The following is a 16303-nucleotide window of genomic DNA, read 5'->3' on the forward strand; positions in this document are numbered from 1 at the left end:
TAACGGCGTCATATTTAGCGCTTTTTTCAGTGTCCTTGCCTGCGCTTACGCCATATAATCGATTATACAACGATATAACCGAATGAAGCGGGGAGATGTGATGAAAGCGTGGAATAGATTACTGGCGGGGGCCGTACTGGCCGTCGGCGTCTGCCAGGGCGCCCAGGCCGAAGACAAGGTGACGGTCTTTGCCGCCGCCTCCCTGACCAATGCGCTGCAGGAGATTGCGGCGCAGTACCAGCAGGGCAAGCAGGTGAGCATCGTCACCTCGTTCGCCTCTTCCTCGACGCTGGCGCGCCAGATCGATCAGGGGGCGCCAGCCGATCTGTTCATCTCCGCCGATCAGAAGTGGATGAACTACGCCATCGATAAACACGCCGTGGTGGCCGATACTCGCTATACCCTGCTGGGGAATCAGCTGGTGCTGGTGGCGCCGGCTGACAGTAAGCTGGGTCAAATGACCATTAATGCGCAGACTCACTGGAAAAAACTGCTGGACGGCGGCCGTCTGGCGGTGGGCGATCCGGACCACGTGCCGGCGGGGATCTATGCCAAGGAGTCGCTGCAGGCGCTGGGGGCCTGGGAGACGCTGTCGCCGCTGATGGCGCGGGCCAACGACGTGCGTGCGGCGCTGGCGCTGGTTGAGCGCGGCGAGGCGCCGCTGGGGATCGTATACGGCTCCGACGCCGTGGCCAGCAAAAAGGTGAAGGTGGTTGGGGTCTTCCCGGCGGACAGTCATAAGCCGGTGGAGTACCCGATGGCGATCGTCAAGGGGAAACAGAGCCCGGCGGTCGACGCCTTCTACGATTATCTGAAGGGGCCACAGGCGGCCACTGTCTTTACCCGCTACGGTTTTACCCCGCGTTAATCCGTGAGTATGTTTCTCAGTCCCTACGAATGGGAGGCCGTGGTGCTCAGCCTGCAGGTAGCGGGCACCGCGGTGATCTTCAGTCTGCCGCTGGGCATTGCGACCGCCTGGGTGCTGGTGCGCTACCGGTTTCCCGGTAAGTCGCTGCTGGACAGCGTGATCCACCTGCCGCTGGTGCTGCCGCCGGTGGTCATCGGCTACCTGCTGCTGCTGGCGATGGGGCGCAAGGGGGTCATCGGCGCCTGGCTGTACAGCTGGTTCGGCTTCAGCTTCAGCTTCAGCTGGCACGGCGCCGCGCTGGCGTCGGCGGTGGTGGCGTTTCCGTTGATGGTGCGCGCCATTCGTCTGGCGCTGGCCTCGGTGGATCGGCGCCTGGAGCAGGCGGCGCGCACGCTGGGCGCCAGTCCGCTGCGGGTCTTTTTTACCATCACGCTGCCCCTGTCGTTTCCCGGCATTCTGGCCGGGACGGTGCTGGCCTTCGCCCGCTCGCTGGGCGAATTTGGCGCCACCATCACCTTCGTATCCAACATTCCCGGCGAGACGCGCACCATCCCGCTGGCGATGTATACCCTGATCGAGACGCCGGGCGCCGAATCCGAGGCGGCCCGGCTGTGCGCGATCGCCATCGCGCTGTCGCTGCTGTCGCTGATGCTCTCCGAGTGGCTGGCGCGCTGGAGTCAGAAACGGCTGGGAGGTGGCTGAGATGCTGCATATTGATCTTCGCCAGCGCCTGGGCGATCTGGATCTGCGGGTCGATGCCGATCTGCCGGGCGAGGGGATCACCGCCATCTTCGGCCTGTCCGGAGCGGGCAAGACCTCGCTGATTAACGCCATCGGCGGACTGACGCGTCCGCAGCAGGGGCGCATTGTGCTCAACGGACGCACGCTGGTGGACTGCGAGCGCGGGATCTGTCTGCCGCCGGAGCAACGGCGCATCGGCTATGTGTTCCAAGATGCGCGCCTGTTTCCCCACTACCGGGTGCGCGGCAACCTGACCTATGGCATGGCGGCGCAGATGCGCGGACAGTTTGACGATATCGTCGGCCTGTTGGGCATCGACGCGCTGCTGGATCGCTTTCCGCGCACCCTCTCCGGCGGCGAGATGCAGCGGGTGGCCATCGGCCGCGCCCTGTTAACCGCACCGGAGCTGCTGCTGATGGATGAGCCGCTGGCCTCCCTGGATCTGCCGCGTAAGCGTGAGCTGCTGCCCTATCTGGAGCGTCTGGCGCGCGATGTGCGCACGCCCATTCTGTACGTCAGCCACAGCATGGAGGAGATCCTGCGTTTGGCGCAGCACGTGCTGCTGCTGGATCGCGGGCAGATGCGCGCCTTTGGCCGCCTGGAGGAGGTGTGGGCCAGCAGCGCCCTGCGTCCCTGGCTGCAAAAGGAGGAGCCGAGCAGCGTGCTCAACGTGCGTCTCGATCGCCACCATCCGCACTACGCGATGAGCGCCCTGGCGCTGGGCGCACAGTGTCTGTGGGTGAGCCGTCAGGCAGGTGAGCCGGGGGATCGGCTGCGGCTGAGCATCAACGCGGCGGACGTCTCGCTGGTGCGGGAGGTGCCGCGCGCCAGCAGCATCCGCAATATTCTGGCGGTCAGCGTGGTCGAGCTGCTGGAGGTGGAGGGGCAGGTGGACGTTAAGCTGGCGCTGGAGGGGGAGACCCTGTGGGCGCGGATCACCCCCTGGGCGCGTGACGATCTGGGGCTGGCGCCGGGCCAGCGCCTGTACGCCCAGATTAAGAGCGTGTCCATCAACCAATAGGCCCGCCGGCGGCGTCACGGCGGGTGCCGTGACGCGATCCCCCGCTGATTACGACAGCACGCGACGGCGTAGGAAGTCGGCGATGGCCGACGTCTCATTGCTGCCGATGATCTCCGCGGCGCGCGCCTTAACGGCGTCGGCGCTGTTGCCCATGGCCACGCCGAGGCCGGCAGACTCCAGCATACTGATATCATTAAAGTTATCGCCAAAGGCGACCACCTGGTCCATCGCGATGCCGCGCGCGGCGGCGTACTCGGCCAGGCGGCGCCCCTTGCTGTTTCCCGCCTGCGCCACATCCACCTGATCGTGCCATGACCATTCGCAGGCCAGCCCCAGATCGCGCTCGATGCCGGCGGCAAAGTCGCGCAGGCGCTCGGTGTCCTCGTCTGAGGTCGCGAACTTCCAGATAGCGTCGACCTGCTCGGCGGCAGCGTGCAGGCTATCGACCTGCTGCAGCACCGGGCGCTGATCCGCCGGCAGGGACTCTGCCCAGGCGTGAGAGCGCAGTACGTGGCCGGTCGGCCGCTGATAGAGCATCGCGTTATCCACATACATCAGTCCATGGATCTGCTGCTGCTCCAGGCGCGCCAGCACCGCCCGCGCCTGCTCGGGGCGCAGCGGATCGGCGGCCAGTACGCGCCGGGCGGGGTAGTCATACAGGTAGGTGCCATTGCAGCAGATGGCCGGGGTATCCAGCTGCAGGGCCTGATAAAACGGATGGATGGCGACGTGGTGACGGCCGGTGACGATCATCACCTCCAGCCCGGCGGCGCGCGCCTCGGCCAGCGCAGCCAGAGATTCCGGCAGGATCTGTTTACGCGCGTTGAGCAGGGTGCCGTCCAGATCGAGGGCAATCAAGCGATAGTGCATTGGCGATACCTTAAATCAATGGATTCTGCGCCAAATGTTACACCGGATGGCCACAGGGGGACAGCGCCGGGATCTGTCACGTTCACGGTTGCTCAGTAGGCTGCGCTGGCATTGCCGGTTCGTCAGGCGGCCAGTCGATAAAAAACAGTCAGCTCGGATTTTCAGCGGTTAACGCGACAGAACCTTTTCATGCGGCAGAGTCCCCTATTACACCTCATCGTTAAGCTGTGACTCGACGTACTGATAACCGATACCCAGGATTTGCTGCGCGCGGCTCAGTTTGCCAAAGCCGATGTGTGTTGCTTTGCTACCCGGACTGTCTTCCTGATCGAAGGGGTTAAAGCCCGTTTGCCGGATGATGGTATGAAGCCAGTGTTCGCCGAACGAACAACTGCGTCCATACAACCAGATCTGGTTAATATTCAGAATATTAAGGAAGTTATACAGGCTGAGTCCGACGGCGTTGGCAGCATTTTCTACCCACGCCTGAATTCGCACGTCGCCGCCACGCCAGGCCTTGAGCAGTGCACTTGTGGTCAGCGCATCCGGGTGAGGGCTGGGTTGGGCTGCGTTTTCAGCCATACGCGCGCCTGCTTTTTCAACGCGCTAAGCGAGGCGACCGTCTCCAGGCAACCGTAGCGGCCGCAGTCGCAGGCGTTGCCGTCCGGGTCGACGATGGTATGACCAATCTGGCCGCTGCCGTAAAGGCTCCCGCGCCACACCTGGTCGTGAATGACGAACGACGAACCAATCCCGTAATCGACGTTGATAACGCAAAAATCCCGTAGCCCGGCCGGATTTTGCCACTTCTCCGCCAGTGCCAGCATCACGCAGTCGTTATCCAGACGAACCTGAACGCCGAGACGCTCCTCCAGCAGATACTTCATTTCCACCGGTGTTTTCCAGCGTCCCTGCGGCATGGTTTGTGAAACGCCGGTGACCGGATCCACCTGGCCGTGAACCCCGAGCGCGAGGTTGATGCGCTGCTCCGGATAACGCTGGCGGTAGTGACGCCAGTGCTGGGCGATATGATCCAAAAGCACCTGCGGCGATTCGGCATTAAATGACTGGCGGCCAGGCTCTCCTACCGGCAGCAGGCGCGCATCGGCGAGCTGGCTCTCAATGCTGGTGGGCGTGATGTTCATACACAGGGTCCACGGACCGGTGAGTGGGATCTGGAAGCTGCCACTGTTGAGGCCGCGAGCGCTGAGATTTTCCGCCGAGTGGCTGATGCGCCCCTCGTCCATCAGCTCCTGCAGAATGTTGCTCACCGCCGGAATAGATAGCCCGGTAAGCTGCGCCAGCTGTGACTTGCTGAGCTGTTTTTCCCGCCACAGATGGGTCAGGAAAATCGCTTTGTTTACCTGTCGCACACGGGTGTTATTTAAACCAGGTCGCAACATACACTTAACTTCCTTAACTGTAATGCGTGAGTATCGCCTGTTTCATGCGCAATATTGCCCACTACACTCGCCGTATCATTTCAGTTCACTTTACTTCATTTAGTGGAGAGCAGCATGTACGGTTCAGTAAAAGTGTGGCAGGAGACGCTTTCACTCCCCACGTGGACGACCGGGGCAGAAGATACCAACCCGATGTTTCTGGAAAAACGCGTTTATCAGGGGTCTTCCGGCGCGGTCTATCCCTACGGCGTTATCGATACGCTGACCGGCCAGCGCGAAATGCGCGAATACCGGGCCGTATGGATAGAGAACGATTTTATTCGCGTTATGCTGTTGCCGGAGCTTGGCGGACGCATTCATCGCGCCTTCGATAAGGTGCAGCAGCGCGATTTTGTCTATTACAACGAAGTCGTGAAACCGGCGCTGGTCGGCCTTCTGGGGCCGTGGATCTCCGGCGGTATCGAATTCAACTGGCCGCAGCACCACCGTCCGACCACCTTTATGCCGGTCGATTTCACCATTCAAAGTCGTGAAGGCGGCGCGCAGACGGTGTGGATGGGCGAGGCTGAACCGATGCGCGGCCTGCAGGTGATGACCGGTTTCACGCTCTACCCGGATAAAGCGCTGATTGAAATCACCGGCAAAGTGTTCAACGGTAACGCCACGCCGCGCCACTTCCTGTGGTGGGCGAACCCGGCGGTGAAGGGGGGCGACGACCATCAGAGCGTGTTTCCACCGGACGTTACCGCGGTTTTTGACCACGGCAAGCGCGACGTCTCGGCGTTTCCGATAGCGACCGGCACCTACTATAAAGTGGACTATTCGGCCGGGGTGGATATCTCCCGCTACAAAAACGTCCCGGTACCGACGTCCTATATGGCAGAGAAATCCGACTACGACTTCGTTGGTGCTTATCACCACGGCGAGCGCGGCGGCCTGTTGCACGTTGCTGATCACCACATTTCTCCGGGTAAAAAACAGTGGTCATGGGGCTATGGCGACTTCGGTCAGGCGTGGGATCGCAATCTGACCGATGAGAACGGCCCGTACATTGAGCTGATGACCGGCGTTTTCACCGATAATCAGCCAGACTTCACCTGGCTTGCCCCGTATGAAGAGAAAGTCTTTGTGCAAAACTTCCTGCCCTACAGTGAGCTTGGTACGGTGCAGAACGCCAGTACCACTCTGGCGCTCAAACTTGAGCGTGAGGGAGGGCAACGCCATCTCGGGGTTTACGCCATTGCGCCGCTGAATGACGTGGTGGTTGAGCTTAGTGCAGGAGATTCGTTGCTGTGGGAAACGACGCTGTCGCTTAAGCCGGGAGAAAGCTGGCAGGAAACCCTTGATGACCGCTGGCCGCAGCGGCTGATGCTCAGCGTTCGCGCGGCAAACGGCGACACGTTGCTTGACTATCAGGAACATATTGCAGAAGAGACACCGCTGCCGGATCCCGCCAGCGCCCCGGAGATGCCCGAGAACATCAGTAACCCTGATGAGCTCTATTTCATTGGCCAGCATCTGGAGCAGTACAACCATGCCAGTCGCTTTGCCGCTGACTACTATCGTCGGGCGCTGGCGTTAGACCCGCAGGATTATCGCAGTAACGTGGCGCTCGGAACCCTGGCGCTGAACAGCGCCGACTGGCTGCTGGCGGAACAGTGCGCACGGGCAGCGCTGGCACGGGCCCATCGTCTGAATAAAAACCCGCGCGATGGCGAGGCCAGTATGCTGCTGGCGGCGGCACTGGAGCGCCAGGGCGATGATGCGGCGGCTCGCGAGCACTATTTCAAGGCCAGCTGGAGCGGAAATTGCCGCGATGCGGCCTGGTGGTCGCTGGCGCGTCTTGCGGCGAAGGGGAACCACTGGCAGGAGGCGCTGGCGCATGTCGAGCAGAGCCTGCAGTTTAACGGCAGCAACACGCTGGCGATGGGGCTGAAGGCACTGGCTCTGGCGCAGCAGCAGGGCAAGGACTCCGCGCTGGCGTATATCGCCGGTGCGCTTGAGCAATATCCTCTGAACTACACGCTCTATTACGCTCGCTGGGCCATTAGCGGCGAAGCATCGGCGCTGGCGACGCTGCGTAACGTTACCGGGCAGCGCGGAGCTAACGCCTGTCTACTGGCGGGCTGGCTGAGTTCTCTCGGTCAGTACGCTGCCTCTCTCGAAATGCTTGCCGCGCTCGAAAGCCCGGAAACATTACCGCTTCTGTGGCAGGCGTCGTTGACGGACGAGGCCTACGCGCGCCAGCAGCTCATCGCTCAGGCGGAAGCCCGCCACGGTAGCCGAGTGCGTTTCCCTAACTCGCTTGATGAGGTGCAGATGCTGCAGGCGCTGGACGATGTACCTTTCGCCCGCTATCTGCTCGGCTGTTTCTGGTACAGCAAACGACGCTATGACGCAGCAGTGGCCTGTTGGCGGGCAACGCTTGGGCAGCGCCCGGACTTCGCACCCGCTCATCGTCTGATCGGCATTTACGCCTGGAACAAACAGCAGGATGCTCGCCAGGCGCAGGCGGCGATGCAGCGCGCGGTAGCGCTTGAGCCGGATAACGCCCGCTTCCTGTTTGAACTCGATTTCCTTAACAAACAGCTCGCTGAGCCGATGGAAACGCGTCTGGCTCGTCTGGAAAGCAAGCCGGCGGTGGTGTTCGGGCGCGACGATCTGACCGCCGAGCTGCTGAGTCTGTGGAACGGCAGCGGCAACTATGCGGCGGCGGCACAGGTGTTGCTGGAGCGCAAATTTCACCCCTGGGAAGGGGGAGAGGGAAAGGTGACGGGTCAGTATCTGCTGAACCAGCAGCACCGGGCGCTGGAAGCGATAGCGGTCGGAGAGTGGGGCACGGCGCAGTCGCTGCTGACCGCGGCGCTGCATTACCCGCATAACCTGGGGAAGGGCGTCTACCGGGGCAAACCGACAACGACGTCTGGTATCTGCTCGGCTATTGCGCTCTGCAGGTTGGAGAACAGGATCTTGCGCAGCATTACTTCCGCCAGGCGTCTCTGGGTGACGGAAGCCTTGACGCCGGTCGCTATTACAACGACCAGCCGGCGGATTATCTCTTCTGGCAGGGAATGGCGCTGCGGGCGTTGGGCCATCATGCGCAGTCCGAACGTCTGTTCCGTGGCTTTGGCGAATGGGTGAGTGCGCATCAGGATGCCATTCCAGATGCTGACTTCTTCGCGGTCTCTCTGCCGGATCTGGTGGTGCTGGATACGCCGCCTTCTCATCATCACCGTCAGCACTGCCTGTTTATCGAGGCGCTTGGCTACCTTGGCGAAGGAGACATCACCGCCTGTGAGGACGTCATGACGCGCCTGTTAGCGATTAACCCGGCTCATGACAAAGTGCATCTGCTTCGCCATGCGCTGATCTGCGGAATTTTCGCATAGCACATCACGTGGGCGAGGCCGGCTCTTGCCCACCCTCCTCTGTACCTGCGTTTCCCTATAAAATAAGAGGAACACTCATGAACAATGCGCAGACACAACTCAATATGGGCTACATCTGGACGATTTGTCTGGTCGCCGCCTGCGGTGGATTACTGTTTGGTTACGACTGGGTCGTGATTGGTGGGGCAAAACCGTTTTATGAGGCCTGGTTTTCGATTACCGACCCGGCGCAGTCAGGTTGGGCGATGAGCTCGGCGCTTGGCGGATGCGTGTTTGGCGCGCTGATTTCCGGCTGGTGCGCGGATAAACTGGGGCGCCGCCTGCCGCTTATTTTCTCTGCCATTTTGTTCAGTGCCTCGGCGCTTGGCACCGCTCTTGCTAGCAATTTCGACATGTTCATTATCTACCGCATCGTCGGTGGCGTCGGGATCGGTCTGGCCTCGGCCCTTAGCCCGTTGTACATCGCGGAAGTCAGCCCGGCGGAAAAACGGGGACGTTTTGTCGCCGTTAACCAGTTAACCATCGTGATCGGTGTGCTGGCGGCGCAGCTGGTTAACCTGATGATTGCCGACCCGGTGCCGGGTGGCGCAACACAGCAGGTGCTGGTGGAAACCTGGAACGGCCAGGTGGGTTGGCGCTGGATGTTCGGTGCTGAGCTGGTTCCGGCGCTGGCGTTCCTGGTGTTGATGTTTTTTGTTCCGGAATCACCGCGCTGGCTGATGAAGGCCGGGAAACCAGAGCGTGCCAGAGCCATGCTGGAACGTATTGGCTCAAAAGCCTATGCCGCGCAGACGTTGCAGGAGATAGGACAGACGCTGCAGCAGGATAATCACAGGGTCGCGTATTCCACGCTGCTACAGCCGCAGATTAAGCCGATAGTCATCATCGGTATGGTGCTGGCGGTGTTCCAGCAGTGGTGCGGGATCAACGTTATTTTCAACTATGCGCAGGAGATTTTCGCCTCTGCCGGGTTCGACATTAACGGCACGCTTAAATCGATTGTGGCAACCGGGATCATCAATCTGGTCTTTACCATTGCCGCGCTGCCGCTGGTGGATAAAATCGGCCGCCGTAAGCTGATGCTGCTGGGGGCGTCCGGTCTTACCCTTATTTATGTGCTGATAGCGGGCGCATACGCGATGGGCGTGATGGGTTGGCCGGTGCTGGTTCTTGTACTGGCGGCGATCGCCATTTACGCCCTGACGCTGGCGCCGGTAACCTGGGTGCTGCTGTCAGAGATTTTCCCGACTCGGGTGCGTGGCCTGGCGATGTCGCTCGGTACGCTGGCGCTGTGGGTTGCCTGTTTCCTGCTGACCTACAGTTTCCCGCTGCTGAATGCGAGTCTTGGGGCGGCCGGGAGCTTCCTGCTGTACGGCGTAATCTGCGCGATGGGGTATCTGTACATCCTACGTCATGTGCCTGAGACCAAAGGCGTCACCCTGGAGGCGCTGGAGGCCCGCCTGGCACAGCCGCATCAGACACCAACCTCTGGCGTGAACCGGGAATCGCTACGCTGATGAGCGAGGTCATTACACTGGAAAACGCATATCTGCAGATGCGCGTTGATCCACAGGGGGGCAGGGTACTGAGCCTGTTCTCCCGTACCTTCCAGCGCCCGGTATTGTACGAGGCCGCCGAACCGGGCGCGCTGTTCCCCATGCTGCCGTTGGCAAACCGGGTGGCTGGGAACCGTTTCTGGCTACAGGGGCGGGAGGTGACCTTGCCGCAAAGCCCGGCTGACGCACAGTTTTTCCTGCATGGTGATGGTTGGTTAAAACGTTGGCAGGTGGCGGCCCAGAGCGCAGGTGGCTGTGAGCTGCGGCTTGAAAGCCGGCACGACTGTGGCTTTGATTACCAGGCTCGGCTTCGCTATACGCTGACTGAAAACGCGTTGCAGGCCGAACTGCACCTCACGCACCGGGGGGAACGCCCAATGCTCTATGGGCTGGGTTTTCATCCGTGGTTTCCGTTTTCGCCGGGCACCCGGGCGCAGTTCAGCGCCAGCGGCTACTGGCCGGAAGGGGATACACATCTTCCGCGCGAATGGCAGCCGGTACTGCCGCCTGCGGCCGATTTCAGCCAGCCACAGGCGGGTTGCGATGAATGGCTTAACGTCTGCTATTCCGGCTGGAGCGGTCAGGCCCGCCTGCTGGATGATGTGATGTGTATCATGCTTTTCGCACAAACTCCGTGGCTGATGCTGTTCAGAATATCGGGTCAACCGTTCCTGTGCCTTGAGCCACAGACTCACCCGGTTAACGCCCACCGTCAGCCGGGCCAGCCGGGTTTGCTGATGCTGCAAAAGGGGGAATCGGCCCGCTTTGCGATGACGATAATGGTCACGTCGGCAGCAGAATCGCGTTAATCCCGCGTAAGGGCTCTGTCGCATTAATGGTAGCGCAGTAGGCAGCGCTGGTATTGCTGGTTCGTTAGGCGGCCAGTCGATAAAAAACAGTCAGTCCAGATTTTCAGCGGGCATGTCGTCTTAACCCGACAGAGCACCGAGATACATGTCGGCGCGGGCCGCGGCGGGGGCCCGTTCGCGAAAGTTAATCAAGGTGTTTTTGCCATCGGACAGATGGAGCGTCATAAAGCGGCCGCCGCCAATATTGCCACAGCAGGGATTGACCACGGCCAGCGCATACCCCATCGCGACGGCGGCATCAACGGCGTTGCCCCCGGCTTGCAGAATCTGTAACCCCACCGCGGAGGCCAACCGCTGTTCACTGACCACCGCACCCAATTGGGTCATCGTCACAGTCTCCGTGTACAGGGGGGCTGGGGTGCCCGCCGCCGGGCGCTCTGTCCGCTCAGGTGGGTTAACATTGTCCAGGGAGGATGCGGGTGCAATAAATTTAGGTTAAAAAATGGGCATCGCGCGTCAGCGCCGCACGAATTGTCTCCGTTAGCCGTGAGAGCTGCGCCGCCGCGATCGGGTAGGGCGGCATCAGGTAGATCAGGTGGCTGAAGGGACGGATCCACACCCCCTGCTCGACAAAGAAGGCCTGCAGGGCGGCCATATTGACCGGCTGATGGGTCTCCAGCACCCCGATGGCGCCGAGCACTCGCGCCTGGCGTACGCGGGGGTGCGCATTGAGCGGCAGTAGCTCCGTACGCAGCTGAGACTCGATGGCGGCGACCTGACCGCGCCAGTGCCCCTGCTCGATAAGCTCCAGGCTGGCCACCGCCGCGGCGCAGGCCAGCGGGTTGCCCATAAAAGTCGGGCCGTGCATAAAGCAGCCCGCTTCGCCGTTGCTGATGGTGTCGGCCACGCTGCGGGTGGTCAGGGCGGCGGAGAGCGTCATGTAGCCGCCGGTCAGCGCCTTGCCCAGGCACAGAATATCCGGGGTCACCTCGGCGTGGTCGCAGGCAAACAGCGCCCCGCTGCGGCCAAAGCCGGTGGCGATCTCATCGGCGATCAGCAGCACGCCGTGGCGGCTGCAGGCCTGCCGCACCCGCTGCAGATAGCGTGGATGATAGAAACGCATGCCGCCGGCGCCCTGTACGATGGGCTCTAGGATCACGGCGGCAATCTCGCGGTGATGGGCCGCCAGCAGGCGGGCGAAGGGGACAAAGTCAGCCTCATCCCAGTCGTCGTCAAAGGCGCACTGCGGCGCCGGGGCAAACAGATGCTGCGGCAGGCAGCCGCGGTACAGGCTGTGCATGGAGGTATCCGGATCGCATACCGACATGGCGCCAAAGGTATCGCCGTGGTAGCCCTGACGCAGGGTGAGGAAGCGCTGGCGCGGTTCGCCGCGCGCCTGCCAGTACTGCAGCGCCATCTTCAGCGCCACCTCGACGGCAACGGAGCCGGAATCGGCCAGAAATACGCACTCCAGCGCCTGGGGGGTCATCGCCACCAGCTTTTGGCACAGGGCGATCGCCGCGGGATGGGTGACGCCGCCGAACATGACGTGGGCCATCTGCGCCAGCTGACGCGTGATGGCCTGATTCAGATGGGGATGGTTATAGCCATGAATGGCGGCCCACCAGGAGGACATGCCGTCCACCAGACGCCGGCCATCTGCCAGCTGTAGCTCGCAGCCGGACGCCGCCGTTACCGGGTACACCGGCAGAGGCTGGCTCATCGAAGTATAGGGGTGCCAGATATGGCGGCGGTCAAAGTCGAGGTCGCTGGCGTTCATGGCGCTCGTTAGGTAAACCCTGATGTGTTTTTAGAGTTGACAGTGTAGCGCCTTAACGCCGCCGCGTCATGCTCTATGCCGATCTAGCGCGGTTTATTGAACCTGTATTGTAAACCATTAACAATATAACTTGGTTGACATGGTGTTTCTCCGTTCTACACTGAGCCCACTTTTACCGATTTGATGAAGGGAGAGGCCACCGTGGCAGAGATACCGCATTCCGGGCGCTGGACGCAGGCGCAGGCGCAGGCGCTGTTTGAGCAACCGCTGCTGGAGCTGATGTTTCAGGCGCAGCAGGTTCACCGCCAACACTTCGATCCGCGTCAGGTGCAGGTGAGCACCCTGCTGTCGATTAAGACCGGCGCCTGCCCAGAGGACTGTAAATACTGTCCGCAGAGCGCCCGCTATAAAACGGGGCTAGCGGCGGAGCGGCTGATGGAGGTGGAGCAGGTGCTGGACTCCGCGCGCCGGGCGCGCGACGCCGGCTCCACCCGTTTCTGCATGGGAGCGGCGTGGAAAAATCCCCACGAACGCGACATGCCCTACCTGGAGCAGATGGTGCGCGGGGTCAAGGCGCTGGGCATGGAGACCTGCATGACCCTGGGGGCGCTGAACGCCGATCAGGCCCAGCGTCTGGCGCAGGCGGGGCTGGACTACTACAACCACAATCTGGACACCTCACCGGAGTATTACGCCAATATCATCACCACCCGTCGCTATCAGGATCGCCTGGATACCCTGGCGCGGGTGCGTGAGGCGGGGATCAAGGTCTGCTCCGGCGGGATTGTCGGGCTGGGGGAGGCGGTACGCGATCGGGCGGCCCTGCTGGTGGAGCTGGCTAATCTGCCGACGCCGCCGGAAAGCGTGCCGATCAACATGCTGGTGAAGGTGGCGGGCACGCCGCTGGCGGAAAACCCGGACGTCGATCCCTTCGACTTTATCCGTACCATCGCGGCGGCGCGCATCATGATGCCCACGGCCTATGTCCGCCTCTCCGCCGGGCGCGAGCAGATGAGCGAGCAGACCCAGGCGATGTGCTTTATGGCCGGGGCCAACTCCCTCTTTTACGGCTGCCGCCTGCTGACGACGCCGAACCCCGCAGAGGATTGCGATCTGCAGCTGTTCCGCAAGCTGGGGTTGAATCCCCGGCAAACGCAGGTGGCCTATGGCGATAACCAGCAGCAGCAGCAGCTGGCGGAGCAGGTGCTGTACGCGGATGGCGACCTTTTTTATAACGCGGCGCGCTGACGATGGGCTGGTCTGAGCGGTTTAGTCAGGCGCTGGCGGCGCGCCGCGCCGCCGATGCCTATCGTCGCCGAACGGTGCGCGAGGCGCCCGGCGGGCGAGAGATCGTCGTTGAGGGACGGCGCTATATTAATTTTTCATCCAATGATTACCTGGGGCTCAGCCAGCATCCGGCGCCGATCGCCGCCTGGCAGCAGGGGCTGGCGCGCTACGGCAGCGGCTCCGGCGGCTCGGCGCACGTGACCGGGCAAACCACGGCCCACGCGGCGCTGGAGCATGCGCTGGCGGAGTGGCTCGGCTACCCGCGCGCGCTGCTGTTTATCTCCGGCTTCGCCGCCAATCAGGCGCTGATCCTGGCGCTGATGCAGCGTCAGGATCGGGTGCTGGCGGATCGGCTGAGCCACGCCTCGCTGATGGAGGCGGCGATGCTGGCGCCGTCGTCGCTGCGCCGCTTTCCGCATAATCAGCCCGACGCGCTGGCGGCCCTGCTGGCGGCCCCCTGCGAGGGGGAGACGCTGGTGGTGACCGAGGGGGTCTTCAGCATGGACGGCGACAGCGCGCCGCTGAGCGCACTGCGGGCGCAGTGCGATCGCCACGGCGCCTGGCTGATGGTCGACGACGCCCACGGCATCGGGGTCTGCGGGCGTGAGGGGCGCGGCAGCTGCGATGCACAGGGGGTGCGCCCCGATCTGCTGCTCGTCACCTTTGGCAAGGCCTTTGGCATCGGCGGTGCGGCGCTGCTGTGCGACGAGGCGACGGCGGAATACCTACTGCAGTTTGCCCGCCATCTGATCTACAGCACCAGCATGCCGCCGGCGCAGGCCTGCGCGCTGCAGGCCGCGCTGCAGGTGGTGCGCGCCGCCGATGCGCCGCGGGCGCGGCTGGCGCAGCATGTGGCGCGGCTGCGCCGGGCGCTGGCGGGCGGCGAGCTGCGCCTGGCGGCGTCCGACAGCGCCATTCAGCCGCTGATCGTTGGGGATAATCAGGCGGCGCTGACGCTGGCGCAGCGCCTGCGCCAGCGCGGCCTGTGGGTCTGCGCCATGCGTCCGCCCACCGTGCCGCCGGGCAGCGCGCGCCTGCGCATTACTCTGAGCGCGGCGCATCAGCCGCAAGATCTCGACCGGCTACTGGAGGCGCTGCATGATGTTGCTCCGTGACGCCGTCAATAAGCCCGCCGTGGCCGATGCCTTTAGCCGCGCCGCACCCAGCTATGACGATGCGGCCGCGTTTCAGCGCCTGAGCGGCGAGCGGCTGCTGGCGCGCCTGCCCGTCGACGGCGGGCGGGATGCCTTGGACGTGGGCTGCGGCACCGGCTATTTCAGCCGTCGCCTGACGGCGCTGGCGTATCGGGTGACGGCGTTGGATCTGGCGCCGGGGATGCTGGCGCAGGCGCGGCGCCGGCAGAGTGCGCAGCACTACCTGCTGGCGGATATGGAGCGCCTGCCGCTGGCGGCGGCGTCGATGGATCTCTGCTTCTGCAACCTGGCTATCCAGTGGTGCGCCTCGCTGCCGCAGGCGCTGGCCGAGCTGATGCGGGTGACCCGCCCCGGCGGGCGGGTGCTGTTCGCCACCCTGGCCGATGGATCGCTGGGCGAGCTGGATCGCGCCTGGCGGCAGGTCGACGGGCGTCGGCACGTGAACCGCTTCCTCTCCGCCGCGCAGATCGCCGCCGCCTGTGCGCCCTATCGCTGCCGTCTGACGCCGAGCCTGGAGCGCTGTCATTTTCCCGATGTCCTGGCGCTGATGCGCTCTCTGAAGGGGATTGGCGCGACCCATCTTCACGACGGACGGCAGGCGGGGCTGAGCGGGCGACAGCGCCTGGCCCGTCTGGCGCAGGCCTATCCGCGCGACGCGCAGGGCGTGACGCTGAGTTATCAATTGGTCATCGGAGAGCTGAGCCGTGAATAGCGATGTACAGAGCTGGTTTGTGACCGGCACCGATACCGACGTGGGAAAAACCGTGGTCAGCGCCGCGCTGCTGCAGGCGGCGGCGCGCCGCGGGCTGCGCTGCGCGGGCTATAAACCGGTGGCTTCCGGCAGTACGCCGTGCGAGGGACGACTGTATAACGGCGATGCGCTGGCGCTGCAGGCAGCCTCCAGCCTGCCCCTGCGCTATGAGCAGGTGAATCCTTATGCCTTCGCCGAGCCGACCTCGCCGCACATTGTCAGCGCCGAGCAGGGGATCCCCATCGATCCGCGACGCCTCAGCGCCGGGCTGCACGACCTGCAGCGTCAGGCGCAGTGGGTGGTGGTGGAGGGGGCCGGCGGCTGGCTCACCCCCCTGAGCCTGGCGTATAGCTTCGATCGCTGGGTGGCCGCGGAGCGGCTGCCGGTGATCCTGGTGGTGGGGGTTAAGCTGGGCTGCATTAACCATGCCCTGCTGAGCGCGCGCGCCATCGCCGGCGCCGGTGTGAGGCTGGCGGGCTGGGTGGCTAATCAGGTACAGCCGCCGGGAGCGCGCCACGCGGAATACCTGACGGCGCTCCATGCGCTGCTGCCGGCACCCTGTCTGGGCGAGATCCCCTTTCGCCCCGGCGAGGAGAGCCGCGCCCGGGCGGCCTATCTGGATCTGGCCTGCCTCCTCCCGTGACGGCGTCGGCGGATTTATCCCATCCAATTAT

Annotated in this window: 11 protein-coding genes and 3 pseudogenes; 10 read left to right on the forward strand and 4 right to left on the reverse strand. The window is 63.2% G+C overall.

Annotated features, from left to right (window positions below; translation table 11 throughout):
- Window positions 1-100: 100 nt before the first annotated feature.
- The 3 genes from modA to modC are packed head-to-tail and all read left to right on the forward strand — an operon-like array spanning window position 101 to window position 2630.
- A complete protein-coding gene (modA, locus tag QY76_RS07745) occupies window positions 101-868 on the forward strand; it encodes a molybdate ABC transporter substrate-binding protein (protein ID WP_095666541.1) in 768 nt (255 codons plus the stop codon).
- A 9-nt stretch (window positions 869-877) separates the two neighbouring features.
- A complete protein-coding gene (gene modB / locus QY76_RS07750; RefSeq protein WP_015872100.1) occupies window positions 878-1570 on the forward strand; it encodes a molybdate ABC transporter permease subunit in 693 nt (230 codons plus the stop codon).
- Between the two features lies 1 nt (window position 1571).
- Window positions 1572-2630 carry a molybdenum ABC transporter ATP-binding protein ModC gene (gene modC, locus QY76_RS07755; protein ID WP_034164234.1) on the forward strand — a complete coding sequence of 353 codons (1059 nt, stop codon included), beginning with the start codon at window positions 1572-1574 and terminating at the stop codon, window positions 2628-2630.
- Window positions 2631-2678: 48 nt separating this feature from the next.
- Here the strand turns inward: modC and QY76_RS07760 are convergent, their stop codons facing one another.
- Both QY76_RS07760 and QY76_RS07765 read right to left on the reverse strand, forming a co-directional pair.
- Complete coding sequence (locus tag QY76_RS07760) at window positions 2679-3500, reverse strand: pyridoxal phosphatase (protein WP_045428235.1); 822 nt, start codon at window positions 3498-3500, stop codon at window positions 2679-2681.
- Between the two features lie 207 nt (window positions 3501-3707).
- Window positions 3708-4903 (reverse strand): annotated as a pseudogene (locus QY76_RS07765) (ROK family protein).
- 114 nt (window positions 4904-5017) lie between these two features.
- Between QY76_RS07765 and QY76_RS07770 the strand changes: the two are divergent.
- From QY76_RS07770 to QY76_RS07780, 3 genes and pseudogenes are all read left to right on the forward strand, one after another.
- Window positions 5018-8292, forward strand: a pseudogene (locus QY76_RS07770) (DUF5107 domain-containing protein).
- 77 nt (window positions 8293-8369) lie between these two features.
- Window positions 8370-9809 carry a sugar porter family MFS transporter gene (locus tag QY76_RS07775; RefSeq protein WP_034164238.1) on the forward strand — a complete coding sequence of 480 codons (1440 nt, stop codon included), beginning with the start codon at window positions 8370-8372 and terminating at the stop codon, window positions 9807-9809.
- The gene (locus tag QY76_RS07780; RefSeq protein ID WP_034164239.1) at window positions 9809-10657 is read left to right on the forward strand and encodes an aldose 1-epimerase; all 849 of its coding nucleotides are present in this window, start codon (window positions 9809-9811) and stop codon (window positions 10655-10657) included. The genes QY76_RS07775 and QY76_RS07780 overlap by 1 nt, the downstream gene beginning before the upstream one ends.
- Window positions 10658-10789: 132 nt before the next feature.
- On the opposite strand, the pseudogene QY76_RS07785 reads toward QY76_RS07780, so the two are convergent.
- Both QY76_RS07785 and bioA read right to left on the reverse strand, forming a co-directional pair.
- A pseudogene (locus QY76_RS07785) lies at window positions 10790-11065 on the reverse strand (gamma-glutamyltransferase); the annotation flags it as partial.
- 82 nt (window positions 11066-11147) lie between these two features.
- Window positions 11148-12437, reverse strand: a complete 1290-nt coding sequence (gene bioA / locus QY76_RS07790; RefSeq protein WP_045428230.1) for an adenosylmethionine--8-amino-7-oxononanoate transaminase — start codon at window positions 12435-12437, stop codon at window positions 11148-11150.
- A gap of 183 nt (window positions 12438-12620) precedes the next feature.
- Between bioA and bioB the strand changes: the two genes are divergently transcribed.
- Genes bioB through bioD form a run of 4 tightly spaced genes read left to right on the forward strand, consistent with a single transcriptional unit; the run spans window position 12621 to window position 16272 of the window.
- Window positions 12621-13685: a biotin synthase BioB gene (bioB, locus tag QY76_RS07795; protein ID WP_045428229.1), complete on the forward strand. Its 1065-nt coding sequence runs from the start codon at window positions 12621-12623 to the stop codon at window positions 13683-13685.
- Window positions 13686-13687: 2 nt separating this feature from the next.
- Complete coding sequence (gene bioF, locus QY76_RS07800) at window positions 13688-14839, forward strand: 8-amino-7-oxononanoate synthase (protein ID WP_034164242.1); 1152 nt, start codon at window positions 13688-13690, stop codon at window positions 14837-14839.
- A complete protein-coding gene (gene bioC / locus QY76_RS07805) occupies window positions 14823-15590 on the forward strand; it encodes a malonyl-ACP O-methyltransferase BioC (protein ID WP_045424089.1) in 768 nt (255 codons plus the stop codon). Before bioF ends, bioC begins: the two co-directional genes overlap by 17 nt.
- Window positions 15583-16272, forward strand: coding sequence for a dethiobiotin synthase (gene bioD, locus QY76_RS07810; protein WP_045424091.1), 690 nt, complete (start codon window positions 15583-15585; stop codon window positions 16270-16272). The genes bioC and bioD overlap by 8 nt, the downstream gene beginning before the upstream one ends.
- The last annotated feature ends 31 nt before the right edge of the window (window positions 16273-16303 follow it).

This window comes from Edwardsiella sp. EA181011, from assembly GCF_000800725.1.
In the GTDB taxonomy this organism is placed as follows: Bacteria; Pseudomonadota; Gammaproteobacteria; order Enterobacterales; family Enterobacteriaceae; genus Edwardsiella; species Edwardsiella anguillarum.